Source organism: Arthrobacter sp. ES3-54, assembly GCF_029504395.1.
In the GTDB taxonomy this organism is placed as follows: Bacteria; Actinomycetota; Actinomycetes; order Actinomycetales; family Micrococcaceae; genus Arthrobacter.
This window is the reverse complement of record NZ_JAQFIF010000002.1, coordinates 243,405-267,991: the sequence shown is the minus strand read 5'-3', so window position 1 is coordinate 267,991 and position 24,587 is coordinate 243,405. Positions and strand designations below refer to the sequence as shown.

Annotated in this window: 19 protein-coding genes and 1 pseudogene; 10 read left to right on the top strand and 10 right to left on the bottom strand. The window is 65.4% G+C overall.

Annotated features, from left to right (window positions below):
- Positions 1–169: 169 nt before the first annotated feature.
- A complete protein-coding gene (locus M2428_RS04295; protein WP_277524052.1) occupies positions 170–1,051 on the bottom strand; it encodes a LysR family transcriptional regulator in 882 nt (293 codons plus the stop codon).
- 75 nt (positions 1,052–1,126) lie between these two features.
- On the opposite strand from M2428_RS04295, the gene M2428_RS04290 reads away from it, so the two are divergent.
- Positions 1,127–2,134, top strand: a complete 1,008-nt coding sequence (locus M2428_RS04290; protein WP_277524051.1) for an EamA family transporter — start codon at positions 1,127–1,129, stop codon at positions 2,132–2,134.
- Here the strand turns inward: M2428_RS04290 and M2428_RS04285 are convergent.
- Complete coding sequence (locus tag M2428_RS04285; protein WP_277524049.1) at positions 2,061–2,399, bottom strand: hypothetical protein; 339 nt, start codon at positions 2,397–2,399, stop codon at positions 2,061–2,063. The genes M2428_RS04290 and M2428_RS04285 overlap by 74 nt on opposite strands.
- A gap of 125 nt (positions 2,400–2,524) precedes the next feature.
- Here M2428_RS04285 and M2428_RS04280 point away from each other — a divergent pair, with 125 nt between their 5' ends.
- Together M2428_RS04280 and ppsA are read left to right on the top strand one after the other, a co-directional pair.
- Entirely contained in the window at positions 2,525–3,343 is an 819-nt protein-coding gene (locus tag M2428_RS04280) for a pyruvate, water dikinase regulatory protein (protein ID WP_277524047.1), read from the top strand.
- Positions 3,344–3,492: 149 nt separating this feature from the next.
- Positions 3,493–5,898, top strand: coding sequence for a phosphoenolpyruvate synthase (gene ppsA, locus M2428_RS04275; RefSeq protein ID WP_277524046.1), 2,406 nt, complete (start codon positions 3,493–3,495; stop codon positions 5,896–5,898).
- A gap of 644 nt (positions 5,899–6,542) precedes the next feature.
- On the opposite strand, the gene M2428_RS04270 is transcribed toward ppsA, so the two are convergent.
- Positions 6,543–7,577 (bottom strand): NAD-dependent epimerase/dehydratase family protein, encoded by a 1,035-nt coding sequence (locus M2428_RS04270; protein ID WP_277524044.1) that lies wholly within the window; start codon positions 7,575–7,577, stop codon positions 6,543–6,545.
- A 150-nt stretch (positions 7,578–7,727) separates the two neighbouring features.
- Here M2428_RS04270 and M2428_RS04265 point away from each other — a divergent pair, with 150 nt between their 5' ends.
- Positions 7,728–7,904, top strand: coding sequence for a hypothetical protein (locus tag M2428_RS04265; protein ID WP_277524042.1), 177 nt, complete (start codon positions 7,728–7,730; stop codon positions 7,902–7,904).
- A 182-nt stretch (positions 7,905–8,086) separates the two neighbouring features.
- Complete coding sequence (locus M2428_RS04260) at positions 8,087–8,506, top strand: hypothetical protein (RefSeq protein ID WP_277524040.1); 420 nt, start codon at positions 8,087–8,089, stop codon at positions 8,504–8,506.
- A 79-nt stretch (positions 8,507–8,585) separates the two neighbouring features.
- Here M2428_RS04260 and M2428_RS04255 read toward each other — a convergent pair whose 3' ends face one another.
- A complete protein-coding gene (locus tag M2428_RS04255; RefSeq protein ID WP_277524038.1) occupies positions 8,586–9,290 on the bottom strand; it encodes an HAD family hydrolase in 705 nt (234 codons plus the stop codon).
- A gap of 444 nt (positions 9,291–9,734) precedes the next feature.
- On the opposite strand from M2428_RS04255, the gene M2428_RS04250 reads away from it, so the two are divergent.
- From M2428_RS04250 to M2428_RS04240, 3 genes and pseudogenes are all read left to right on the top strand, one after another.
- Entirely contained in the window at positions 9,735–10,859 is a 1,125-nt protein-coding gene (locus M2428_RS04250; RefSeq protein WP_277524037.1) for an S-(hydroxymethyl)mycothiol dehydrogenase, read from the top strand.
- Positions 10,856–11,476: an MBL fold metallo-hydrolase gene (locus tag M2428_RS04245; protein ID WP_277524035.1), complete on the top strand. Its 621-nt coding sequence runs from the start codon at positions 10,856–10,858 to the stop codon at positions 11,474–11,476. Before M2428_RS04250 ends, M2428_RS04245 begins: the two co-directional genes overlap by 4 nt.
- Positions 11,473–13,849, top strand: a pseudogene (locus tag M2428_RS04240) (FdhF/YdeP family oxidoreductase). The gene M2428_RS04245 and the pseudogene M2428_RS04240 overlap by 4 nt, the downstream one beginning before the upstream one ends.
- A 311-nt stretch (positions 13,850–14,160) precedes the next feature.
- Here the strand turns inward: M2428_RS04240 and M2428_RS04235 are convergent.
- The 4 genes from M2428_RS04235 to M2428_RS04220 all read right to left on the bottom strand — a co-directional run bounded on the left by M2428_RS04235 (position 14,161) and on the right by M2428_RS04220 (position 20,069).
- Positions 14,161–16,668, bottom strand: coding sequence for an FAD-dependent oxidoreductase (locus M2428_RS04235; protein WP_277524034.1), 2,508 nt, complete (start codon positions 16,666–16,668; stop codon positions 14,161–14,163).
- 20 nt (positions 16,669–16,688) lie between these two features.
- Complete coding sequence (gene purU, locus M2428_RS04230; protein ID WP_277524531.1) at positions 16,689–17,639, bottom strand: formyltetrahydrofolate deformylase; 951 nt, start codon at positions 17,637–17,639, stop codon at positions 16,689–16,691.
- Positions 17,640–17,710: 71 nt separating this feature from the next.
- Positions 17,711–19,684 carry a BCCT family transporter gene (locus M2428_RS04225; RefSeq protein WP_277524032.1) on the bottom strand — a complete coding sequence of 658 codons (1,974 nt, stop codon included), beginning with the start codon at positions 19,682–19,684 and terminating at the stop codon, positions 17,711–17,713.
- Positions 19,685–19,718: 34 nt separating this feature from the next.
- On the bottom strand, positions 19,719–20,069 hold the full coding sequence (locus tag M2428_RS04220) for a bifunctional 3-phenylpropionate/cinnamic acid dioxygenase ferredoxin subunit (RefSeq protein ID WP_277524030.1): 351 nt from the start codon (positions 20,067–20,069) through the stop codon (positions 19,719–19,721).
- A gap of 244 nt (positions 20,070–20,313) precedes the next feature.
- Here M2428_RS04220 and M2428_RS04215 point away from each other — a divergent pair, with 244 nt between their 5' ends.
- Positions 20,314–21,549 carry an FAD-dependent oxidoreductase gene (locus M2428_RS04215; protein ID WP_277524028.1) on the top strand — a complete coding sequence of 412 codons (1,236 nt, stop codon included), beginning with the start codon at positions 20,314–20,316 and terminating at the stop codon, positions 21,547–21,549.
- An 84-nt stretch (positions 21,550–21,633) separates the two neighbouring features.
- Entirely contained in the window at positions 21,634–22,770 is a 1,137-nt protein-coding gene (locus M2428_RS04210; RefSeq protein ID WP_277524026.1) for an aromatic ring-hydroxylating dioxygenase subunit alpha, read from the top strand.
- A gap of 62 nt (positions 22,771–22,832) precedes the next feature.
- On the opposite strand, the gene M2428_RS04205 is transcribed toward M2428_RS04210, so the two are convergent.
- Entirely contained in the window at positions 22,833–23,645 is an 813-nt protein-coding gene (locus tag M2428_RS04205) for an IclR family transcriptional regulator (protein ID WP_277524025.1), read from the bottom strand.
- 148 nt (positions 23,646–23,793) lie between these two features.
- Entirely contained in the window at positions 23,794–24,366 is a 573-nt protein-coding gene (locus M2428_RS04200; protein ID WP_277524023.1) for a GNAT family N-acetyltransferase, read from the bottom strand.
- Between the last annotated feature and the right edge of the window lie 221 nt (positions 24,367–24,587).

Below are 24,587 nucleotides of genomic sequence, written 5' to 3'. Positions count from 1 at the left end.
CCGGCCACGGCCCCTGCCCCTGCCCGGCGATGGACCCGCGGTCCGCCGGGCGGCGGGCGGCCCGGTCTCGAGCACTATGCCGCTGCAGACCCGGAAAGCTTCGGCCCATACCGGACCTTCTGCGGAACCCGGGCCGCACCCCTTGAACCCGCGGTCCCGCCAGGCAGTCCTAGTCCGCGGCGAGGTCCGGCGGCACTTCGTTCACCATGAACTTCACGAACGCCGGCACGGCCGCGTGGGACACCGGCTCCAGCCATGCCAGTGACACGGTGACCGGCGGGGCGTCGACGAGCGGCCGGTAAGTGACCTCAGGGTGCTGGTAGGTTTCCGCAGTTGAGCTGCCGCTGATGCCGATGCCGCGGCCGGAGGCAATCGCGAGCAGCCAGTCGTCAGTATTGTCAGTGGCCACCGTGTGCTTCGGGCGCATCCCCGCTGGCCACAGGTCCAACCGTGTGAGCCCGGTGAGCGTATTGACCACGACAACTTCGTGAGACAGGTCGGCAAGACGCACCTCGTCGCGGCCGGCCAGTACGTGGTCGGCAGGCAGAACAGCTAAGCGGGGTTCCTCGGCCAGTTCGCATTGCCGCATGCTGGCCGGGCCCCCGGCCACGGGTGGATCCCCGCGTATCAGGGCGACATCGGCGCGCCCGGTGGCTAGACCGCCGAAACGGTCATCCACGCGGCGCAACTCCACCGGCGTCCCCGGGTGCAGTTCGCGCCAGCGGCGTAGCAGGGGTCCAGTCCGGCGGCCGAGCGCGGACCACGGATATCCCAGCAGCAGGGGCCGGACAGGTATCCCAGCGGGGTCCAGGGCCGCGTCGAGGGCGGTGATCGCGGCGGCGGCGCGCGGACGCAGTGCCTCTCCGGCAGGAGTGATGGCCACGTGTTGGGTCGAGCGGTCACAAAGTTTGGCGCCCAGGTGTGCCTCGAGTTGCCGCAGCGTCCGGGACAGCGCCGGTTGGCTGATCCGCAACACGGCCGCAGCGGAACTGAACCCGCCTTCTTCGGCGATTGCCAGGAATGCCCTCAAATGTCGCGCCTCAACGCTCATGCGTCTAGGTTATAACAGCAACTCAAATGGTATTTCCTGCCGCCTGCTGACTTTCCTAACGTTGGAACCATGCAAATGACCACATCCCAGGCCTTCTCCGGCACGCCCGCCCCCGGTTACGCCCCGGCAACCGTGCTGGTGATGGCCGCGGTGCTGTGCCAGCAGCTCGGTGCAGCAGTAGCTGTGCTCGTCTTTCCCGCCGCCGGACCGCTGGGCATCGTGACGCTGCGTCTGGCGTTCTCCGCCGTCATCCTTTTGGCCGTTGCCCGGCCGAGGCTGCACGGGCACAGCCCAAGGGCATGGCGGGCTGCCATCGGACTCGGAGTGACCATGGCAGCGATGAACTCACTGTTCTACGAGGCCATTGCACGGCTGCCGCTGGGGACGGCGGTCACCATCGAAGTACTGGGCCCGCTGGTCCTATCCGTCGTGGTCAGCCGACGCGCCAAAGCCCTGCTGTGGGCGGCTCTGGCCTTCATCGGGGTAGCCCTGCTTGGACAGGAGGGGCTGGCCGATCTCGACGTCGCCGGTGTCTGCTTCGCTCTCGGTGCGGCGGCGTGCTGGGCCTTGTTTATCCTGTGCAACGCCAGGACCGGAGCAACATTCCCACGGCTGGGCGGCTTGGCCCTCGGAATGGCCATCGGGGCGGTCGTCTCGCTGCCTGGCGCGATCTTGACGGCCGGGACCGCCCTGATGGAGCCGACGGTCCTTGGCCTTGGCCTCGGCGTCGCACTGCTCTCGACGGCGATCCCATACTCCTTCGAGCTCATGGCCCTGCGCCGACTCCCGGCCGCCACGTTCTCGGTGCTGACCTGCACCGCGCCGGCCGTGGCGGCACTGGCCGGCTTTGCGGTGCTCGGGCAGCAATTCGGATACATCGACGCCATAGCGGTTGCCCTCGTAGTGGCTGCCAGCATAGGCGCCATCCGGACAGCATCGCCGATCAACGCTCCCAGGCCCGCCAAATCACTTCCGGGCGACGCGAGACTGGATCCGCAGGGAAGGATCCCTAGACGGCGTCGGGCCGCTGATCTCCCTTGTGGCTCCGCAGATTCTCCTGCACCTTGCCGAACAGATCCTTGATGGTCGACTCGGTATTAGTGAGCATGTCCGGCTGGACGTAGACCAGTTGGGCGGGAGGCAGGCTGAAGTGGGAAGGCAGCCCACCCGTGCCGTCCACTCCTGCAAGTGCGATGGTCACGCCGCCCTCCTTGCGCGCAATGGCGCCGATCCGGCCGAAGACCACGGTGAATTCGTCCGGCTGGAAGCTCACGGTCAGTCCGACATGTGTCCGGTTAAGGTCGCTTGCTGCGAGGGCCTTCTCGTTTCCGGTGCCTGCATAGCTCATGTAAATCTCCCCGACGGTTGGTGGCGTTGTACGCGAGCAGTCTACGTCTGTGTCCGGAGGCCCGGATAGGGACCCGCCGGCTGCCCGATGCCGGGCGGGGACCGCTCCTGGTGGAGAATGCGTTCATGACCAATGACGATCTTCGGCCTGTCTACTTCCTTTCGGACAGCACCGGCATCACTGCGGAGACGCTCGGCAACACCTTGTTGACGCAGTTCCCCGCTAATAACTTTGACCGCATCACGGTTCCCTTCATCACCACCGTCGAACAGGCCAAGACCGTGGTCCGAACCATCGACAAACTGGCCGCCACCGGCCTGCGACCGATCGTCTTTTCCACCGCCGTCAGCAGTGACATCCGCCAGGTCCTGGCGACATGCCGGGGAATCATCGTGGATCTCATCGGAACGCATCTCGGACAGCTGGAGCAGGCCCTGGGCTCACCGGCCAGCGGCGAGCCCGGCCGGGCCCACGGCCTAGGAAATGCGGAGCGGTATCAATCCCGGATGGCCGCCGTCGAGTACGCCATGGAACACGACGACGGCCAGAGCCTGCGCGCGCTGGAAAAGGCCCAGGTCATCCTGGTGGCACCGTCCCGCTGCGGAAAAACACCCACCACCATGTATTTGGCGCTGCAACATGGAATCTTCGCCGCGAACTTCCCTTTGGTGGACGAGGACTTTCAGCGGGAGGGGCTCCCCAAACCGCTGCGGCCGTTCGTTGAGAAATGTTTCGGCCTCTCCTCCAACCCCCTGCGCCTAAGCCAAATCCGCACCGAACGGCGCCGCGGCTCACCCTACGCGTCGCTGCGGCAGTGCGGTTTTGAGCTGCGCAGCGCCGAGCAATTGTACGTATCCCACCGGATTCCGTACCTGAATTCAGCCACGGTTTCCGTGGAGGAAATGGCGGCGACCATTCTGCAGCGCATGAACCTCAAACATTAGGGAAAAGTTTCACAAACCCGGTGTGGCGCACATCATGTGGAAAGAGCGCCCGAGACCTGTCACTGTGGACAGGATTCGCGCCCACTAGCGGCTATCGTCGCAAGCGGGCGGCACATCTGCATGCCATCATCTGCAAAGGAGCAGTAACCATGACGACAGACATCCTGTGGTTCTCAGAACTCGGACTCAAGGATTTGGACCGGGTGGGCGGAAAGAACGCCTCCCTTGGCGAAATGGTGCAGAATCTGACCTCTGCCGGCGTCCAGGTCCCGGACGGCTTCGCCACCACCGCGGATGCCTACCGCAGCTTCTTGGCAGATTCCGGCCTGGACCAGAAGATCGCCGACCGGCTGGTCGGCCTGGACACCGATGATGTGACGGCCCTTGCCTCGGCCGGGCAGGAGATTCGGTCTCTGATGCTCGGGACGCCCTTCCTGCCGGACTTTGAGGCGCAGATCCGGGACTCCTACCGGCAGCTGGTGGACAAGCACGGCGGCTCCGAGGACCTCTCCTGGGCCGTCCGTTCCAGCGCCACCGCGGAAGACCTTCCCGACGCCTCATTCGCCGGGCAGCAGGAAACCTTCCTGAACGTCCGCGGCATCGAGAACATCCTGCTCGCAATCAAGGACGTGTTCGCGTCCCTCTACAACGACCGGGCCATCGCCTACCGTGTGCACCACAAATTCGAACACGCCGAGGTGGCACTCTCGGCCGGCATCCAGCGCATGGTGCGCTCGGACGTCGGGGCCTCCGGCGTCATGTTCACCATGGACACGGAGTCCGGGTTCCAGGACGCCGTGTTCGTCACGTCCTCCTACGGCCTCGGCGAGGCCGTTGTCCAGGGCGCCGTGAACCCGGACGAGTTTTACGTCTACAAGCCTGCGCTGCAGGCCGGCCGTCCCGCCATCCTCAAGCGCGGACTGGGCGAGAAGGCCCTCCAGATGACCTACACGAGCAGCCGCGAGATCGGCCGCACCATCGACTTTGTACCCGTGGAGGCATCGTTGCGGAACCGCTTCAGCCTCACGGACGACGACGTCGAGCAGCTCGCGCGGCACGCCGTCGCCATCGAGAACCACTACGGCCGCCCCATGGACATCGAATGGGGCAAGGACGGGATCGACGGCGGCCTGTACATCCTGCAGGCACGCCCGGAGACCGTGCAGTCCCGCCGGGCCTCCGGCAGCCTGAGCCGCTTCCGCCTCAACGGCTCCGGACGGGTCCTGGTCGAGGGGCGCGCCATCGGCCAGCGCATCGGCGCCGGCAAAGTCCGCATCCTCACGTCGATTGACCAGATGGCCGCGTTCAAGACCGGCGACGTCCTCGTCGCGGACATGACCGACCCGGACTGGGAACCGATCATGAAGCGGGCCTCCGCCATCGTGACCAACCGCGGCGGACGCACCTGCCACGCGGCCATCATCGCCCGGGAACTTGGGATTCCCGCCGTCGTCGGCACCGGCGCGGCCACCGATGTGCTCTCCGACGGACTCGACGTGACCGTCTCGTGCGCCGATGGCGAAACCGGCACTATCTACGAAGGGCTCCTAGACTTCAGCGTCGAGGAAACCGAGATCACCCAGCTCCCCGAGGCCCCGGTCAAGGTCATGATGAACGTCGGGACACCGGAGCAGGCCTTCACGTTCGCGCAGCTGCCCAACCACGGCGTGGGCCTGGCCCGGCTGGAATTTATCATCAACCGGCAGATCGGCATCCACCCCAAGGCGCTGCTGAACCTGGACAGCCAGCCGGCGGACGTCGCCGCCGAAATCCGGGAGCGGATCGCCGCGTACGACAGCCCGCGCGACTACTACATCAAGCGGCTGGCCGAAGGCGTGTCCACCATTGCGGCGGCTTTCGCGCCGGAACCGGTGATTGTGCGGATGTCCGACTTCAAGTCCAACGAGTACGCCAACCTGATCGGCGGACCTGCCTACGAGCCGCACGAAGAGAACCCGATGATCGGCTTCCGCGGCGCCTCACGGTACCTGGAGCCCTCCTTCCGGGACTGCTTCGACCTCGAGTGCGAGGCCCTGTCCTTCGTCCGCAACGAGATGGGGCTGACCAACGTCAAGCTCATGATCCCGTTCGTGCGGACCCTGGACGAGGCCCGCGGCGTCATTGAACTGTTGGCGGAGAACGGCCTCACGCGCGGCGAGAACGGCCTTGAGGTGATCATGATGTGTGAGATTCCGTCCAACGCCCTGCTCGCCGACGAGTTCCTGGACTACTTTGACGGATTCTCCATCGGCTCCAATGACATGACCCAGCTGGCCCTGGGCTTGGACCGGGATTCCGCGATTGTCTCCGGCGGCTTCGATGAACGCGACCCCGCCGTCAAGAAGCTCCTGAGCATGGCCATCAAGGCCTGCAAGGCGCGCGGCAAATATGTCGGTATCTGCGGCCAGGGGCCCAGTGACCACACGGACTTCGCCGAATGGCTGGTCGAGGAAGGCATCGATTCCGTTTCCTTGAACCCTGACACCGTGGTGGACACCTGGCTCCGGCTCGCCGGCGGGGCCGTGGAGGCAGGGGTCGGCGCCGGGGTGAACTGACAGCACCGCGCCCAGGGAAGGACAGGCAGGACACTCGACGGGCAGCACGGACTACGAATTCCAGTCCGTGCTGCTGTGGGCGCATCGTCACATTGACGTAACCTACGAATGGTTGTTCCGTGGCCATTAGGCTGTCCGCGGCCCCAGGCCTGGCCCGGTAGCAAAGGGATTGAGCAGCGTGCCGGACACGAGGAAGAATAGCCAACAGATCTTGGCTGCGTCGAGTCCCGAAATCCATACGAGTTTCGCGAAGTAACCGCCGCCATGCCGGCCGCTGGCCCGGGCACCCCACCCGTCTGATCGGAGCGAATACAGTGAATAAGCCGTCGATTGAGAACCTGTGGAACAAGCTGGATCCGAAGGCGCAAGAATGGCTCCGGGCCAATCCCGGCTGCGTCGTCCTTCCGCGGAGTGTGACCGAGGCGCTCGTGAGGGCGAGTGGCCAGCACGACAGTCTGGAGGGAGTCGACAGTAACGGCCAGCTTCCGCTATCCCCGGAGGACCAGGCATTCCTCAAGGCCGTGGCTGGCTCCGCACCGGTGGGTCAGCCAGTCCCGCCTGCCACGCCATCCCTCTGAAACCGGGCAGGGCTCGGTTTGAGCTCGGGGGACTAGCGCAGCCCCGCTGCCCGGGCGGGTGAACCGTTACCGCCGCGTGAGCGGGGGCGAGCTCTGGCGCCCCTTGCCTGCGCCGAGACCCTCCAGCATTTCAGTCAACGACTCCAGCGAGGACCGTCGGGGTGTCCATTCCAGGAGCTCGTGCGCCCGCGCGGTATCCATGATGGGTGCGCCGGCCGCCATATTGATCCACCCGCCGTCGGTCGCCTGCAACCGCAAGCGCCAACTAACCTCGACGAGGGCACGCAGTACCGGAAGCGGAAACGGCAGCACCCGCCGCGAATTGAACACCCAACCCAGCGCATTCGGATCGAGAACAGGTTCGGCTGCGATGTTGAAGGCGCCTTCAGCCCGCCTCTGCAGCACGCGCCAATAGGCGTCCGCGACGTCGGCAGCGTGCACAGCCTGGAAAACCAGCTCCTTCGGAATGGGCAGCAGGGGCAACCTAGGCTTACGGGGGACGAGCCGCGCCAGGACGCTGCCAAGGAAATAGCGGCCCACCTCACTCCCGGCCTCGGCACTGAAAGTCAAGGCGGGTCGGAGCCGTGCCAGGACAACGTCGGGGTTCTCCTTGGCGAAACTGTCCAGGAGCCGTTCCTGCGCGGCCTTGTCCTCGCTGTAATGGGACCCTTTGATGCCGCCCGCTGGCCAGCCCTCTTTGGTCCGCTGGTCTTTGGGGGCGGGCGAGTAAGCGCCCACTGACGATGCGCACACGATATGCCCGGTGCCGGCTGTAAGGGCCGCAGCGAGAACCTGGGCTGTGCCCGCCACGTTGGTTCGGCGAAGGAGCTCCCGATCATGGTTGGGCTGGATCAGCCACGCCAAGTGCACCACGGCATCAGCCCCGGCGAGGGCCCTCTCCAATGCCGGCTGGTCCCTGGGGTCCCCGATGTCAATGGAGTGCCACTTCACGTCGCGGTACGGGGCCGACAGTTTCTCGGGTTTACGGCGGGCGACACCAACAAGCTCAAGATCGGCAGCCTCCTCCGAGCGGGCCTCCTGGAGCCGCGTCAAGAGTGCTGTGCCAACGTGTCCGGTGGCTCCGGTAATCACAATGCGCATGGGTTCTCCTCAGCGTGGTTTGAAGGCGGTGGTGCACGTGCCTCGTTATCCCGCGCTTCCGGGGACCACTCCAGCGAAACAGAATTGACACCCCGGCACAAGGGGTGAAAACGCCTCGACACCCTTGGGTGCCCGGCCTACATTGAGGCTATGAGTGACGAACCGAACGAACCGGACAAAGCACAAGACGGCGTCGGCCACAACCACGGCATCCAGCCCGCCGGGGATCTTACAACGGAACTCGATCCTACTTTCATCCCTGACGAAAGCGACGAGACCCCCGAGGAAAAGCGCGCACGGGAACACCCTGAATCGACCGGAAGCTAGCACACCGACCCCTAAACGCCCGATGCTAATAAGGCCAGCGGGATATCCCTGCACTGGGAGAACCTGGGCTGCTCTGGTCGCGCCCGTTGCAGTCTCCCTTCCAGGCAGACCCCGTGGATGACCACCTCTCGGGAGGTCCTGTGGCCCTACTCCAGGGGAAGGCGAATAAATAGCATTGCGCCATGGAACAGCTGCAGGACACGAGCGCGGAAGAACCGGAGCTGTCGGCCACCACGGTTTTCGCCAGTCTCGCGGAATTGAGGGACGCCCCTGGCTATAGCCCAACGGCAATAGCCGAACGGCTAGTAAACTCGCTGGGCATGGATGCCGCGGCACCCCTGCTGGGCGTCAATGTGGATCTTCTGGGCCGCTGGATATCGGGACAGGATGCGCCGAACGCGGCTGGCCGGCTCCAGCTTGCGGACCTGGACGCCCTTGTAGGGCACCTTCACTGTGCTTTCACGCCCGCCCAGGCCATGCTCTGGATGTGCAGCCCCAACGTACGGCTGGGCTCCAGACCAATCGATGTTTACCGCACTCAGGGAACGGCGCCGGTGATCGGCGCCATCCGGGCCTATGTGCAGGAGGAAGCCTTCGGCTGATTGGACTCTCCGGACGGAGCCCGGCCGGAGCACAATCGCTGCGATCGGCCCGGCCTCAGCGGCCCCCAAGTCCAGTGTCTTAGCCGCTCAACTCTCCGGCGCTCAGCTTGCCAATGGCGCTGCTCTCAAGGTTGTCCAACAGATCCCGCGGATTCTCGTACACCTCTGCGGCACCGGCCTCCCGCAGTTCGGCTTCGCTGATTCCGCCGCAGGTCAGGGCGATGGCGGGAACTCCGATTGCGGCGGCGGCCAACACGTCCCAGACGGCGTCGCCAACATAGACGACATCCGCCGGGCTGAGGTCAAGCTTCTCCAAACACGCAAGGAGGATGTCGGGGGCGGGCTTGCTCTGGTCGGCGTCGTTGGAGCTGGTCCACGCGTCGATGTTCGTGCCGGCGTCCAGAAGTCGCCTGGTGACGTTCAGGTCGCGCTCCTGCGCTGATGATGCCAAGCCCACGGCCAGCCCGGCGTCCGAGCACGCGGCCAGGAGGTCCCGGGCAGAGTCGAAGGGCCGCAGGGAAGGCCAGAACGTGGAGAACACGGCGCCGTGCGCGGATTTCAGGTCTTCCTGCATGTCCTTGGTGCACTCGGGAACCAAGTGTTCGATGAGCTTGTCGCCGCCCATGCCGACGAAGCGGTGGATGGCGGAAATCTGGATGTCCAGCCCCTCCCGCCGGAACGCCTGCCACCACGCTATGGCGTGGAAATAGCTGGAGTCGATCAAGGTTCCATCGACATCGAAAAGGACACCGCGCTTCTTTCCGGATTTTGAGTCTGACGCCACTGCTACTCCATCTCAAGTTGGGGGCGGCCGCAAGCGCCGTACCCGGCGATGGCTCGACCCATGAACGTGCATAGTAAGACTACTTAATATGGCAGATCCCGCGTCGAGCGTTGACGGACGGTGGGCCCTTTGAAGTGTGCCCGAACGCGGCCGAACGGGCAGTGCGGTATCGAAAGATCGACGCGCTGGCCCGCCCGTAGGTCCCGCTTTGGGAATCTATTGACACCCCGATGTGATGACTGCCATATTTCAAGTACGCGCTATGTGCATCGCGTTGTGTAATACGCAATTCACACAGCAGGTGCGGGACGTCCTGTCACCATCAAAGCCTAAGAGTTTCGAGTGTTGGCAGACGATTTCGACCCGCAACGAGTCGGCCGGATTGGCAACGCGAGTCCGTCGCTACAGAGTCCCCCGGGGACTCAGGAAAGGAACACAGGAATTATGGTTCACAAAGTAAGAGCGGTCATCGCCAAGGAAAAGAATGCCCCTGTTTCGGTCGAGAACATTCTTGTGCCGGATCCTGGCCCCGGTGAGGCGCTCGTGGACATTCTGACCTGCGGCGTCTGCCACACAGACCTCCACTATAAGCAGGGCGGAATCACCGACGATTTTCCCATCCTGCTGGGTCACGAGGCCACCGGCGTGGTCAGCGCCGTCGGCCCGGACGTCACCGAAGTGGCTCCCGGGGACCGCGTGATCCTGAACTGGCGCGCCGTGTGCGGCGAGTGCCGCGCCTGTGCCAAGGGCCAGCCGCAGTACTGCTTCAACACCCACAATGCGACCCAAAAGATGACGCTTGAGGATGGCACGGAGCTCTCGCCCGCGCTGGGCATCGGCGCCTTCGCCGAGAAGACGCTCGTCGCCGCCGGGCAGTGCACCAAAGTTGACGACGACGCCGATCCCGCCGCCGTCGGGTTGCTCGGCTGCGGTGTGATGGCAGGTATCGGCGCCGCCATTAACACCGGTGAGGTCAAGCGGGGCGAATCCGTCGCCGTCATCGGCTGCGGCGGCGTAGGCATCGCCGCGATCGCCGGCGCGAAGCTGGCCGGCGCCACGACCATCATCGCGGTGGATATCGACGCCAACAAGGTGGAAATGGCCAAGTCCCTCGGCGCCACCCACGGCGTGGACTCCAGCAAGGATGACCCGATCGAGGCCATCCGGGCGCTGACCGGAGGAAACGGTGCCGACGTCGTGATCGAAGCGGTGGGCCGCCCCGAAACGTACAAGCAGGCGTTCTATGCGCGCGACCTCGCGGGCCGCGTGGTGCTGGTGGGCGTGCCGACGCCGAGCATGTTGCTTGAGCTGCCGCTGCTGGATGTCTTTGGCCGCGGCGGGTCGCTGAAGTCCTCCTGGTACGGCGACTGCCTGCCCTCCCGCGACTTCCCGATGCTGGTCCAGCACTACAAGCTGGGCAACTTGGACCTGGACGCATTCGTCACCGAGCGCATCACCATCGACCAGGTGGAGGAGGCCTTCGGCAAAATGCACGAGGGCAAGGTCCTGCGTTCCGTGGTTGAAATCCGCCCGGCCGCTGCCAGCGCGTCCGTGGGGGAGTCCGCATGAGCGTCACCATCGAGAACCTGGTCACCTCGGGGACGTTTTCGCTCGATGGCGGCACCTGGGACGTGGACAACAACGTCTGGATCGTGGGAAACGACGACGAGTGCGTGATCATCGACTCCCCGCATGATGCGGAGGCGATCATCGGCCAGGTCCGTGGCCGGAAGGTCCTGGCCATCCTGCTCACGCACGCGCACAACGACCACATTGGCGCGGCGCGTGCCGTGGCGGAGGCCGTGAAGGCGCCGATCTACCTGCACCCCGACGACCTGATGCTCTGGGAACAGGTCTATCCCGGTGTCAACCCGGACCGCTACCTCGCCGACGGTGACGCGTTCCAGGTGGGCGGGGCGACCCTGCGCGCCATCCACACCCCGGGCCACTCGCCGGGATCCACGTGCTTCCACCTTGAGGACGAAGATACGGTCTTCACGGGGGACACCTTGTTCAACGGCGGCCCGGGCGCCACCGGCAGGTCCTACAGCGACTACCCCACCATCCTCACCTCCATCCGCGAACGGCTGCTGACGCTGCCTGCAACGACCGTGGTGCACACCGGCCACGGCGACAGCACCACCATCGGGGCGGAGCGGGAGACGCTGGCCAAGGTCAGCCGGTGAAGGGCGTCCCGAAGCTCGGCCGGCAGCCGGCTCCGGTCGCGGACATCAACGAGGATGAGCTGGAAGTCCACACGCCGAAGAGGCAGGCCGCCGGGGTCAAGGCGGTGATGGTGGCGCTGGAGCGCGCCGTGGCCCAGGCCGGGGTATCCCGGACGGCGCAGTCGCTGCTGCGGCTGAACCAGCGCGGCGGGTTCGACTGCCCGGGTTGCGCGTGGCCGGAATCGGACAGGAAGCGCAAAGGCGGCCGAGTTCTGCGAGAACGGTGCCAAGGCGGTGGCGGAGGAAAACACCCTGCGCACGGTCGGGGCGGAGTTCTGGGCCCGGCATCCGATCGCCGAGCTGGCGGGGAAGACCGAGTACTGGCTGGGCAACCAGGGCCGGCTCAGCGAGCCCGTGGTGATCCGCGAAGGCGAGACGCACTATTCGCCGATCTCCTGGGCCGATGCGTTCGACCTGATCGGCGGGCACATCCGGGCCAGCACCCCGGAGCGCTGCGTCTTCTACACCTCGGGCCGCACGGCCAACGAGACCGCGTTCATGTACCAGCTGTTCGCGCGGGCCCTGGGCACCAACAACCTGCCGGACTGCTCCAACATGTGCCACGAATCCTCCGGCTCCGCGCTGAACCCCACCATCGGCATCGGCAAGGGCACCGTGTCCCTGGACGACATCCACGACGCAGAGCTGATCTTCGTCGTCGGGCAGAACCCCGGGACCAACCATCCCCGGATGCTCTCGGCGCTGAAGGAATGCAAGGACAAAGGCGGGAAGGTGGTGGCGGTGAACCCGCTGCCCGAGGCCGGACTGTTCAACTTCAAGGACCCGCAGACCTTCTCCGGGGTGCTCGGAAACGGCACACCGCTGGCGGACGAGTACCTGCAGATCAAGGTGGGCGGGGACCTGGCACTGTTCCAGGCCCTGGGCCACCTACTGCTGGCGGAGGAAGAGCGGGCACCCGGCACCGTGGTTGACGCCGAGTTCATCGAGGGGCAGACGGACGGCTTCGCCGCTTACCGTGACGCCCGCCGGGAGCTGGACTGGGAGGAGACCGAGAAGGCCACCGGCCTGGCCCGGGCCCAGATCGAGGACGTGGCCGGGATGCTCATCCGGTCCAAGGCCACCATCTTCTGCTGGGCCCTGGGCGTCACGCAGCAGCCGCACTCGGTGGACACCATCAAGGAAATGGTCAATGTCCTGCTCCTGCAGGGCAACTTCGGCAAGCCCGGTGCCGGTGCCTGCCCGGTCCGCGGGCACTCCAACGTTCAGGGCGACCGCACCATGGGCATCTGGGAGAAGCCCAAGGAATGGCTGCTCGAAGCCCTGGACCAGGAATTCGGGATCACCTCGCCGCCCGGCCACGGCTTCGACGCTGTGGAAGCGATGGAGGCCTTCGAACGCGACGAGGTGGACGTCTTTGTGTCCATGGGCGGCAACTTCTCCCTCGCCTGTTCGGACACGGCGACCCTGGAGGCCGGGATGCAGCGGATCGGCCTGACGGTGCACGTGTCCACCAAGCCGAACCGTTCCCATGTGGTGCACGGGCGCACCTCGCTGATCCTGCCCACGCTGGGCCGGACGGATAAGGACGACAAGCACCCGGGCGGCGCCCAGTTCCTGTCCGTGGAGGACTCCATGTCCGTAGTCCACTCGACCCAGGGCCGGCTGAAGCCGGTATCCGATCACCTGCTGGCCGAGCCGGTGATCATCGCCCGGATGGCGGAGGCCACCTTCGGGGAGGACCATCCGGTCAACTGGAAGGCCATGGCGGCAGACTACGACGTGGTCCGGGACCACATCTCCCGGGTCATCCCGGGCTTCCAGGACTTCAACGCCCGGATCCGGACCAAGAACGGCTTCGTGCTGCCCAACCCGCCCAGGGACACCCGGTCCTTCAAGACGGACATCGGCCGCGGCCGCTTCACGGTCAGCCCGCTGGAGTATCTGACTCCGCCGGACGGCCACCTGGTCCTGCAGACCATCCGCAGCCACGACCAGTACAACACCACGTTCTACGGCGTGGATGACCGGTACCGCGGGATCTCGGACGGGCGCCGGGTGATCCTGGTGCATCCGGAGGACCTGGCCGAGCTTGGTTTCCTGGACCGGGACCTGGTGGATGTGGTGAGCACCTTCCGCGGACACGACCGGCAGGCGGACAAGTTCCGGCTGGTGGCCTACCCGACGGCCAAGGGCTGCGCCGCGGCGTACTTCCCCGAGGCCAACGCCCTGGTCCACAAGGAGAACGTCGCACGGGAATCCAACACCCCCGGCTTCAAAGCCATGTTCGTCCGGTTCGTGCCGCACCCCGCGGAAGCTGAGGCTGCCGGCCTGCTCGGGGCGGCCACGGCTGTGGGCGCAGCCGTGGCCGACTGAGCGGCAAGCTAGGGCATTTACACCCGCTTACGGCCCCGCTTCCTTCGGGAAGCGGGGCCGTAAGCGTTCGGGAAGTAGGCGGCGAGATGACACTTAGCGGCAGTGTCCGACGTCGATACTGCTGCTAAATGCCACCTCGCGGGGTGCTCACGGGCCGGAGATGTCCGTTCGCGCGAACGGCCCGCCGGCCTGGAGGGATTCCCAAGATCGGCGGGCCGCGGTTTTCGAAAGCGTGCGTCTAAGCGAGGAACGAGGGAGCACGCGTGAAAACCGGGGGCTGGCGGTCTTTAGCCGGCAGCCCCCGGTTACCGTCAGCCGCGCAGCCGCTCCATGCCGGGATCGAAGAGCGGCTCGGCCGTGACGGTCGCCGCGACACGCTGGCCGAAGTACTCAACCTCCACGGAATCACCGATCCCGACGGCGGCAGGCAGCCAGGCGTAGGCGATTGGCTTGCCCACCGAGTAGCCGTACGCCGCGCTCGTGACGTACCCGGCGGCTTCACCCTTGACGTACACCGGTTCCTTGCCCAGCACCATGGACGTGTCGTCGTCCACGATCAGGCACCGCAGCGCCCTGGTGGCCGGCTGTTCCTTGCGGGCAGCCAGCACCCCGCACCCCACGAAGCCTTCCTTGTCCTTGGCGATCGAGAAGCCCAGCCCGGCCTCGTGAGGGTGGTGCTGGGAAGTCATGTCTGTGCCCCACAGCCGGTAGCCCTTTTCGAGCCGCATGCTGTTGAACGCGCCCCGCCCCGCCGCGATGATGCCGTGCTCCTGTCCGGCCTCGAAGAGGAGGTCCCAGAGTTTCAGCCCGTACTCCGCCGTGGTGTACAGCTCCCAGCCGAGCTCGCCGACATAGGAGAGCCGCATGGCCGTGACCGGGAGGCCGCCCACCGAAATTTCCTTGGTCCGGAAGTATTTCAGGCCGTCGTTGCTGAGGTCGTCCCCGCTGACCTTGCCGATCACCTCACGGGCCAGCGGCCCCCAGAGCCCGATGCAGCACGTGCTGCCGGTGATGTCGGCTACGTGCACCCACCGGGCCGGATCCGCGGCCGACTGCTTCCTGGCCTCGACGCGCAGGTAGTCGAAGTCCACGTTGCTGTTCACGCCCAGCTGGAACTCTTCCTCCGCGAGGCGGGCAACGGTCACGTCGCTGCGGATGCCGCCGTCGTCCGCCAGCAGGAGGCAGTACGTCACGGCGCCCGGCTTCTTGGCGATGTTGCCCGTGCTGAGCCGCTGCAGCAGGCCCATGGCCCCGGGGCCGGTGACCTCGAGCCGCTTCAGCGGGGTCATGTCATAGAGCGCGACGGCGGTGCGCGTCTTCCACGCTTCGGCCGCCGAGATGGGGGAGTGGAACATGGCGGACCACTCGTCCCGCTCCGGTGCCCGCCATTCCGCCGGCAACTCGTCGAGCAGGCCGGCGTTGGCCTCGAACCAGTGCGGGCGCTCCCACCCGGCGGACTCCAGGAAGAACGCTCCCAGCTCCTTCTGCCGGACGTTGAACGGGCTGACGCGCAGGTCCCGGGGTGATTCCTTGGGCTGCAGCGGATGCAGGATGTCGTAGATCTCCACGAAGTTCTGCTGGGACGTTTCGCTGACGTATTGGTCGCTGGTCTGGACCTTTTCGAAGCGGGTGAGCTCACAGCCGTGCAGGTCGGTGCGGGACTGTCCCTCGATGAGCAGCTCGGCCATTGCCCTGGCGACCCCGGCCGAATGGGTGACCCAGACGGCCTCGGCCACGAAGAAGCCCTCGACGTCGGGGGACTCGCCCATGAGTGGCCCGCCGTCCGGGGTGAAGGAGAAGATGCCGTTGAAGCCGTCGTCGATCTGCGCCCCGCGGAGGGCGGGAAGGAGGTCCTTGCTGTCCTCCCACGAGGGCAGGAAGTCCTCCATGGTGAAGTCCAGGCGGGAGGGCATGCGGTGATCAGACATCTCCTCTGCACCCACGAGGGGCAACTGTGCCATGTCCACGGGCATGGGGCGGTGCGCGTAGCTGCCGATGCCGATCCGGTCGCCGTGCTCGCGGTAGTAGAGGTCCTTGTCTTGGTAGCGCAGGATGGGCAGGCGGGCGCCGTTGGGAAGTTCGTTCCGGCCCTCCAGCTCCGGCAGTGGCGTGGTCTTCACATACTGGTGCGCCAGCGGCAGCAGCGGCACCTTCATCCCCACCATCTTGCCGAGCTCGCGGCCCCAGAACCCGGCGCAGGACACCACGATGTCCGCCGGGATCACGCCGTCGGCCGTTTCGACGCCGGTGACCTTGCCTGCGATCTGTTCGATGCCCGTCACGGTGGTGGAGCCGAGGTATTTCACGCCGGATTCGCGGGTGCGGGAAATCAGCAGCTGGACGGCGCGGGCCGCGGAGGCCAGGCCGTCCGTGGGGACGTAGAGGCCGCCGAGGATCTCGTTGCCGTTGGAAAGGCTGCCGGGGTTCAACAGCGGGTAGTGCTTCTCGCACTCGTCGGGGTCGATGATCCGGCCTTCGATGCCCCAGGACGTGGCGTAGCCCAGCTTGCGCTTGAGGTCCTGCAGCCGCGCCTCGGTGGTGGCCAGTTCGAGTCCGCCCAGCTGGTTGAAGCAGGACTCTCCATCGGCTCTGAGGGAGAGCAGCTTGTCCACTGTGTAGCTGGCGAACTCCGTCATGGTCTTGGACGGGTTGGTCTGGAAGACCAGGCCTGGGGCGTGCGATGTGGAACCGCCGGCCAGTTCCAGCGGCCCCTGTTCGACTACCGTGATGTTGTTCCAGCCCCGGCTGGCGAGTTCATCCGCAAGGTTGGTGCCGACGATGCCGGCGCCGATGATGACGACGCGTGGTGATGCGCTCATAGTGTTTCTCCTGGTTCGCGTTAGCGGAATACGACGGTGCGGGTGTTGTTGAGCAGGACACGGTGCTGGCAATGCCACTTGACCGCCCGGGACAGAGCCTGTGATTCGGCGTCCCGGCCCACAGTCACCAAGGCATCGGGATCCAGACTGTGGTCCACGCGGAAGACCTCCTGCTCGATGATGGGGCCTTCATCGAGGTCCGGCGTCACGTAGTGCGCGGTGGCCCCGACCAGCTTCACTCCGCGGTCATATGCCTGGTGGTATGGCTTGGCGCCCTTGAATCCGGGCAGGAACGAATGGTGGATGTTGATGGCCCGGCCGCGCAGGCTGGTGCACAGATCGTTCGAGAGCACCTGCATGTAGCGGGCCAGGACCACCAGATCGGCGTCGTACTCGGCCACGAGTTCCAGCAGCCGCGCCTCGGCTTCCGGTTTGGTGCCGGCGGTCACCGGAACGTGGATGAAGGGCAACCCGGCGTTTTCGGCCATTGAGCGCAGGTCCTCGTGGTTGGAAACCACGACGGCGATCTCCGCACCCAGGCTGCCCGCACGCCAGCGGAAGATCAGGTCGTTCAGGCAGTGGCCGAACTTGGAGACCATGACCAGCACCCGCTTGGGCCGGCCGTCGTGGAAACTGAATTCCATGCCAAACTCGCTGGCCGTCGCCCCGAAATCGGCCGTGAGGAGCTCCACCTCGTTGTTGTCGAGCTTGTGGTCGAGGCCGCCGATACCGGATTCCGGATGGGCCCGGTCGCGGTTGACGGACCCCCCTCCCGTGAAGGCCGTGCGCAGGAAGAGGTTCCCGCTGACGTGGTCATCGAACTGCTGATGCTCCACGATGTCGAAGCCGCGGTCGGCCAGGAAACCGGTCACCGCCCGGACGATGCCAGGCCTCTCGGGGCAGGCCAGGGTGAGGACGAATTCCGCCGTGCGGGCCCCGGGTGCTGAATGGGCGGCAGGGGCCGCGGCCATAACGGGGGCAATGGTGCCGGTTTGGCGGCTTTCAAGAATTGTGGTCACGTTTGACTCCTGGTTGGTGTCGACTAGTTGGTGGCGTCGGTGGAGTCGCTGCTCTGGGTCTCGGTGCGTTTGGCCCCGCTGTGTTTGGCCTCGCTGTCTTTGGCGTCGCCGGGGCACCGCGTGCCCTCGGCACAGCGTCCGTCGCAATCATGCTTGGTCACCAGCTCGAACTGCACGCCTCCGTGCTGTTCCACGCCGGTACGGATGGCGCGTTCGACCACGGTTGTGGCGAGCCGCTGCCGCAAGGCCAGCGGATCGCGGCGCAGGTCACGGGCCAGGGCGACGCATAGCAGCAGCATGACCACCACGAAGGGCAGGGCGGCTACGATCGTGATCCGCTGCAGGCCGGACAACGCCTCGGACGGTTCATCTCCGCCGGCAAGGAGCATCACGGCGGCCACTCCACCGGTCAGGAGGCCCCAGAAGATCACCAGCCCGCGGCGGGGTTCGCTGGATCCGTTGGAGCTCAGGGAGGCCATGATGATGGAAGCTGAGTCTGCTCCGGTGATGAAGAAGATCGCCACAAGCACCATGGCCAGCACGATGACGGCGGCGGTGACCCAGGAGGGCATGTTCAGGTTCTTAATCAAGTCGAACAGGGCGCCGTCGAAGGATATGGAAGGTGCGTCGTCGACCATTGTCACGAGGCCGTCGGCGGGGTTCTCCGTCTTGTCCGCTTGCTGCTGGATGCTGAAGGCCGTGCCGCCGAAGATGCCGAACCAGATCACGCTGACAATGCTGGGTACCAGCAGCACTCCGGTGACAAACTGCCGGATGGTGCGTCCCCGGCTGATGCGGGCGATGAACATCCCAACAAAAGGCGTCCAGGACAACCACCAGGCCCAGTAGAAGATGGTCCAGCTGGACATCCAGCTCCGCAGAGCCTCGTCTCCCACGGCTTCGGTCCGGGAGGACATTTCCGCCAGGTCCCTGGCATAGTCCCCGACCGCGGCGGGAATCAGGTTCAGGATGAAGAGGGTTGGCCCGGCCACGAACACAATGAGTGCAAGGAGTACGGCCAGCACCATGTTGATGTTGGACAGCCATTGGATGCCGCGGCTGATGCCGGATACAGCGGAGGCCACGAAGCATGAAGTCAGGATGGCGACGATCACCACGAGCACAGGGGTGCCGATTTCCCCCACCCAGCCGTTGGACGTCAGGCCGCTGCCGATCTGGAGGGCGCCGAGGCCCAACGAGGCAGCCGTGCCGAACAGCGTGGCGAAGATGGCCAGGATATTGATGAACTTGCCGACGGGTCCTTCCACCATCCTGATGCCAAAGAGCGAGGTGAAGGCCGCGGAGATGAGTTGCTTGCGGCCCAGGCGGTAGGTGCCGTAGGCCATGGCGATGCCCACCACCGCATACATGGCCCACGGGTGCAGGGTCCAGTGGAAGATGGAGGTGGCCATGGCGGTCTGGATGGCTGCGGGGGTCCGTCCATCCACGGTTCCGGGCGGCGGCGAGATGTAGTGATATAGGGGCTCAGCCACGCCGTAGAACATGAGCCCGATGCCCATGCCCGCGGCAAACATCATGGCTACCCAGGAGATGGTGCGGAATTCGGGTTTTTCGCCGTCTTTGCCCAGCGGAATGTTGCCGAACTTGCCGAGGGCCAGCCACAGGACGAAGACGACGAAGAGCGAGGCCAGGACCATGAAGAGCCAACCTGTGTATTCCATGACCCAGTCAAGAACGCCTTGTGACGTGGCAGAGAGGCTGTCCCTTCCGAGGAAGCCCCACAGCACGAAGGCGATGGCGCATGCTCCCGTGATCCCGAATGTGACCTTGTCGAGGGTGAGCTTGCGGTTCCGGCGTTCCGTCACGGCCCGCTCGGTCTTGCTCTGACGCAGTTCCTGGAGGAGTTCGTCATAGTTTTCCGCATCCGGGACGAATGTGGGAGGGAGGGGTGCGGGGGCGTTGGTGCCGGTGTCCGCGTCGATGTCACTGTCTAGGGAGATGTCGCTGTCTGTGCCGATATCACTGTTCAATGCCATGAGGAAGTCCTTTGTTCGGATTCATGGGCTGGTGCTAGAGATGGCCGTCCACTGTCAGGCCTGGAGGGAGGTTGGGAACCTCGTCGGATTCGGTGATCATGATGTCGCCGTCGATCACGCTGACTTCGTGCCGGCGGATGGGGAGCTTAGCCGGCGGGGCGTCCACACGACCTGTGCGCAGATTGAACCGGGAAGCGTGCAGCGGGCATTCGACCCAGCAGTCCTCCACCCAGCCGTCGGCAAGGGAGGCGTCCTGGTGGGTGCACGTGTCGTCGAGGGCAAATAGCTCGCCATCTTCCGTGTGGAATACCGCGATGGGTGGAGACGTGTTCAGGCGGAGCGCTTCCCCGGGTGCCAGTTCACTGAGCGGGCATGCCTTGTGCATGGATGGACCTCTTTTCCATTGGGGGATCCTGGGCAACCGCCGGAGCGTTGTTCCGCAGGGATCAACAGCGATCGCAATAAGCAACAGAGTGCGGTAGCTCACATCCGTTGTCAAGACTTTTCCTCTCTATTGCGGACCCCCGTCTTCTCGGCAGGAAGACCCTTGACAGTGCCCGTGACATACCCCACGCTGTTGCATATAGCGATTGTTGTTGCGTAACAAGCAATTGAAAGGAGGCGCCGAAGTGCAGACACTTGCGATTGTGGGAGCTTCCCTGGCAGGTCTTTCGGCCGCCCGGGCGGCCCGCGCCCAAGGCTTCAGTGGACGCCTGGTCATGATTGGCGACGAGCCGCACCGCCCGTATGACCGGCCGCCGCTGTCCAAGGACTTCCTGCTTGGTACTGTCACGGCGGAGGACCTGTTCCTGGAGGCCGACGCCGACGAGCTGGATGCTGAATGGGTCCTGGGCGCCGAGGCCGTTTCCCTGGACGCCTCCTCACTGACCATCCGCCTCAAGGACGGCCGCACCGTGCAGGCGGACGGCATTGTCATTGCCACCGGCGCGAGGGCCCGGCAGCTGCCCACCCTGGCCGGGCTCAGCAACGTCTTCACCCTGCGTACCCTCGCGGACGCGCAGAGCCTCGCGCCCGAGCTGGTGCCCGGGAGCAGGTTGGCCGTGATTGGAGCCGGTTTCATCGGCGCGGAAGTTGCCTCGGCTGCCGCCTCGCGAGGCATGGAAGTCACCATGATCGACACCAAGCCGGTCCCGTTCGCCGCCCAGCTCGGTACGGAGATGGGCGGCGTGGTGGCCGGACTCCACGCCGCCAACGGTGTGGAACTCATTTCCTCCGCCGTAATCGAGGACTTCTACAGCGGTGAAGGCAACGTCACCGGACTCCGGCTGGCCGGGGGACGCTATGTGGCCGCCGACGTCGTGGTGGTCGGCATTGGAGCCGAGCCAAACACGGGGTGGCTGGAGGGTTCCGGCCTCGAGCTTCGCGGCGGCGTCCTGTGCGACGCCATGGGCCGCACCGGTGTCCCCGGAATCGCGGCCGTGGGGGACTGCGCCGCCTGGTTCGACCAGGTAGCGGGCACGCACCGCCGGGTGGAGCACTGGACCGGCGCCCTGGAGCGTGCCGCACTGGCCGTTGAGGCGCTGCTGGACGCTGACGCCGCGCCGAAGCCGGCCAAGCCGCACTATTTCTGGTCCGACCAGCACGGCGTCAAGCTGCAGTTCGCGGGCCACTGCGCCGGCTACGACCGGCTGGAGATCGAAGTTGGCGACGTCCTGGCGCACAGCTGTCTTGCCGTGTACTACCGCGGGGACGTCCCGGTGGCGGTCCTCGGGATGAACCAGCCGCGGCTGTTCACCAAGTGGCGGCGCCTGCTCGCTGCACCCGCCCGGCCACTGGGCGCGCCCAGCGGGCAGGCTGCCTGCGCGGACGCCTCCGCGCTGGTGGGAGCCGCCGTCGTGTCCTGAAATCCGTGCCTGAAACCTGTCCGCAAAAAATCCCGTCCCTACAAGTTCCAGCTTTCGTTGATCTTTGATCGTTAGGAGGACAAATTGTCTCTTGAGGTAAGTGCACCGAGTCTGATTCCCACGCTGCCCGGTTATACCTACGTGGATGAGGCCGTGTTCCGGGCCGAGCAGGAGCGGATCTTCGAGCAGATGTGGTTCTGCGCCGTGCGGTCCGCCGACCTGGACAAGGCAGGCGCCTGGCGGACGGTCCAGATCGGGCGGGAGAGCGTGCTGATCAGCCGCACCCGCAAGGGCGGAATCCGTGCCTTCTACAACATTTGCCGGCACCGGGGCGTCAAGCTGTGCATGGAAGAGCAGGGCGAAGCTGCACGCTCGTTCCAGTGCCCGTACCACGCCTGGACTTATGACTTCGAGGGCAAACTCATCGCGGCCCCCAACCTGACCAAGATGCCGGATATCGACCGGGACGAGTACGGCCTGGTGAAGGTCCATATCCGTGAATACCTGGGCTACGTCTGGGTGTGCCTGGCCGATGTGCCGCCGTCATTCGAAGAAGAAGTAATGGGGGCCATCGAGGAGCGGCTCGGCGACCTCAAGGCGATCGAAGGCTACGACGTGGCCAACCTCAGCCTGGGCCGCCGCATCCGCTATGACGTGAAGGCGAACTGGAAGCTCATCATCGAGAACTTCATGGAGTGCTACCACTGCGCCACGATCCACCCCGAACTGACGGAGGTGCTGCCTGAATTTGCCGACGGACTGGCTGCGCAGTACTTCGTGGGCCACGGCGCCGAATTCGGCGAGGACGTCAAGGGGTTCACCATCGACGGCTCGGAAGGGCTGGACCTGATTCCGGGGGTGGGGGAGGACCAGGACCGCCGGTACTACGCCATCACCATCAAGCCCACAGTGTTCGTGAACCTGGTCCCGGACCACGTGATCATCCACCGCATGTTCCCTATGGCCGCGGACCACACGATCGTGGAGTGCGACTGGCTGTACGTGCCCAGCGTCGTGGAGAGCGGCAAGGACGTCAGCGCTTCTGTGGAGCTGTTCCACCGCGTCAACCAGCAGGACTTCGACGCCTGCGAACGGTGCCAGCCGGCCATGGGCTCGAAGGTCTACGCGAAGGGCGGCGTGCTGGTGCCGAGCGAGCACCACATCGGCGCCTTCCACGACTGGGTACAGGAGAAAGTAGGGGACATCGTGCCCCGTTCCTGAGGCTTTGCCGGGTTGCGGCCCATCACCCTACGGGAAGGACCGCCGCCCGGCTTGAGGGCCAGTCACCGGCCCCCGGTGTAGCCCATCTTCGCGCTGATCTGCAGCCCCGCCTGTTTGAGCGCTTCGAGGAGTCCCGGCGCCATCTCCGGATCAAAACGGAAGGCCGGTCCGGAAATGCTGACGGCGCCGATCACGGCCCCCACATGGTTGTACACCGGCACGGACATCGAGTTGAGCCCGATTTCGAATTCCTCCCGGACCACGCCGTAACCGTCGCGGGCGACGTCGAGGAGCTGGGTTTCGAGCTTGTTCCTGTTGGTGATGGTCCGCGGCGTCCGGGCCGGAAGCCCGGTCTCCTTCAGGACGCGGTCCCGTTCGTCCGCGGACAGTGCTGCCAGCAGGACCTTTCCGCTGGAGGTCGCGTGCAGCGGCGTCAGGCTGCCTACCCAGTCGTAGGTGGCCAGTGTTGACGGGCCCATGGCCTGGTCCACGTTGACGGCGTAGTTGGAGCGCAGGACGGCGAGGTTCACTGTCTCCTTGAATTCCTCAGCAAGGCTTTCCAGTATGGGCCGGGCCTCGCGGACCAGGCTGAGCCGCCCGGGGATGGAGCTTGCCAGCCTCAGGATGCCAAAGCCGAGCTGGTACTTTCCGCGCTCGCTGTTCTGGTGGACCATTTCCCTGCTCACCAGTGAACCCAGCAGCCGGGAGACGGTGGATTTGTGGATGCCCATCTCGTCGGCGATATCGCTCACGCCCGCATGGCCGTCCCGTGCAAGGATCTCCAGGACCATCAGTGCCCGGTCCACCGACTGGACGCCGCCGTGCTGGCCGGACTCCGCATCGACGTCGGATTCGGGGTCATTTTTCGAAGCCATGATCCATACTCTCAAGTAGTTTCTGCGGCTTGCTTACCCGCCACAAGGCCGCCCGTAGCGTCCTCTCGGTTAGTTCCTCAGTTTCGATCCTATGCCGTGCTGTGTGACGGGGCCGGCATTGCGTTAAGTGGATTGCCACGTCCTGTCGTCAACGCAGTTCCAGTCGCATGAGCACGCGAGGGAAGCCATTGATCACGGAGTCGGTGTCGGCAGCCTTGGTGAACCCGGCCTGCTCGAAGAGCTTCTGTGTGCCAACGTAGGCCATGGTCAGGTCGACGTGGCTGCCATGGTTGTCGACGGGGTAGCCCTCGATGGCAGGCGCACCGTAGCTGCGGGCAAAGTCGACGGCACCCTGCAGCAGATGATGGGCGATTCCCTCGCCGCGGTGCCCGGGCCGCACCCGGATACACCACACTGACCATACGTCGAGCTCGTCCACGTGGGGAATTTTGCGGTTGCGGGCAAAATTGGTGTCGGCACGTGGATGGACGCCGGCCCAGCCCACCACCTCGTCGCCGTCGTACGCCAGCACCCCGGGCGGCGGATCCTGCCCCACGAGTTCCTTCATGAGCGCGCCGCGCTCCACGCCACGCAATTGCACGTTCTGCTTGGAAGGGATGCGGTAGCTCAGGCACCAGCACACGGTCGCATCGGGCCGCTTGGGTCCAACCATTGTTCTCACGTCTTCGAACTGCGTCGCCGGACGAATCTCGATCGCCATATCGTTGAGGCCTCCCGGTCCCGGTCCGAGCCCACCCCGTCCGTTGCTGAGCCAGTGCTGGATGCATCCGTGAGGATAGCCACCTGCCCAGTTTATGCGCCCCCGAAGCACTGCCTCGTTTGGGCAGTAACAGCCGTTCCGGACGCCATGGGCGCCAAGGGCTGCGGGCCGCGATCACCTCAAGGCCCCCTCAGGAGTAGCGTTTGCCTTGGCAGACGAAA

What these genes read in the sequence shown, in the direction of transcription:
- M2428_RS04295 (WP_277524052.1), bottom strand. Translation starts at nt 1,051, where the DNA reads ATGAGCGTTGAGGCGCGACATTTGAGGGCATTCCTGGCAATCGCCGAA.
- M2428_RS04270 (WP_277524044.1), bottom strand. Translation starts at nt 7,577, where the DNA reads ATGCGCATTGTGATTACCGGAGCCACCGGACACGTTGGCACAGCACTC.
- M2428_RS04235 (WP_277524034.1), bottom strand. Translation starts at nt 16,668, where the DNA reads ATGAGCGCATCACCACGCGTCGTCATCATCGGCGCCGGCATCGTCGGC.
- M2428_RS04290 (WP_277524051.1), top strand. Translation starts at nt 1,127, where the DNA reads ATGACCACATCCCAGGCCTTCTCCGGCACGCCCGCCCCCGGTTACGCC.
- purU (WP_277524531.1), bottom strand. Translation starts at nt 17,639, where the DNA reads ATGGCCGCGGCCCCTGCCGCCCATTCAGCACCCGGGGCCCGCACGGCG.
- M2428_RS04250 (WP_277524037.1), top strand. Translation starts at nt 9,735, where the DNA reads ATGGTTCACAAAGTAAGAGCGGTCATCGCCAAGGAAAAGAATGCCCCT.
- M2428_RS04200 (WP_277524023.1), bottom strand. Translation starts at nt 24,366, where the DNA reads ATGGCGATCGAGATTCGTCCGGCGACGCAGTTCGAAGACGTGAGAACA.
- M2428_RS04280 (WP_277524047.1), top strand. Translation starts at nt 2,525, where the DNA reads ATGACCAATGACGATCTTCGGCCTGTCTACTTCCTTTCGGACAGCACC.
- M2428_RS04285 (WP_277524049.1), bottom strand. Translation starts at nt 2,399, where the DNA reads ATGAGCTATGCAGGCACCGGAAACGAGAAGGCCCTCGCAGCAAGCGAC.
- M2428_RS04205 (WP_277524025.1), bottom strand. Translation starts at nt 23,645, where the DNA reads ATGGCTTCGAAAAATGACCCCGAATCCGACGTCGATGCGGAGTCCGGC.
- M2428_RS04245 (WP_277524035.1), top strand. Translation starts at nt 10,856, where the DNA reads ATGAGCGTCACCATCGAGAACCTGGTCACCTCGGGGACGTTTTCGCTC.
- M2428_RS04260 (WP_277524040.1), top strand. Translation starts at nt 8,087, where the DNA reads ATGGAACAGCTGCAGGACACGAGCGCGGAAGAACCGGAGCTGTCGGCC.
- M2428_RS04225 (WP_277524032.1), bottom strand. Translation starts at nt 19,684, where the DNA reads ATGGCATTGAACAGTGATATCGGCACAGACAGCGACATCTCCCTAGAC.
- M2428_RS04220 (WP_277524030.1), bottom strand. Translation starts at nt 20,069, where the DNA reads ATGCACAAGGCATGCCCGCTCAGTGAACTGGCACCCGGGGAAGCGCTC.
- M2428_RS04265 (WP_277524042.1), top strand. Translation starts at nt 7,728, where the DNA reads ATGAGTGACGAACCGAACGAACCGGACAAAGCACAAGACGGCGTCGGC.
- ppsA (WP_277524046.1), top strand. Translation starts at nt 3,493, where the DNA reads ATGACGACAGACATCCTGTGGTTCTCAGAACTCGGACTCAAGGATTTG.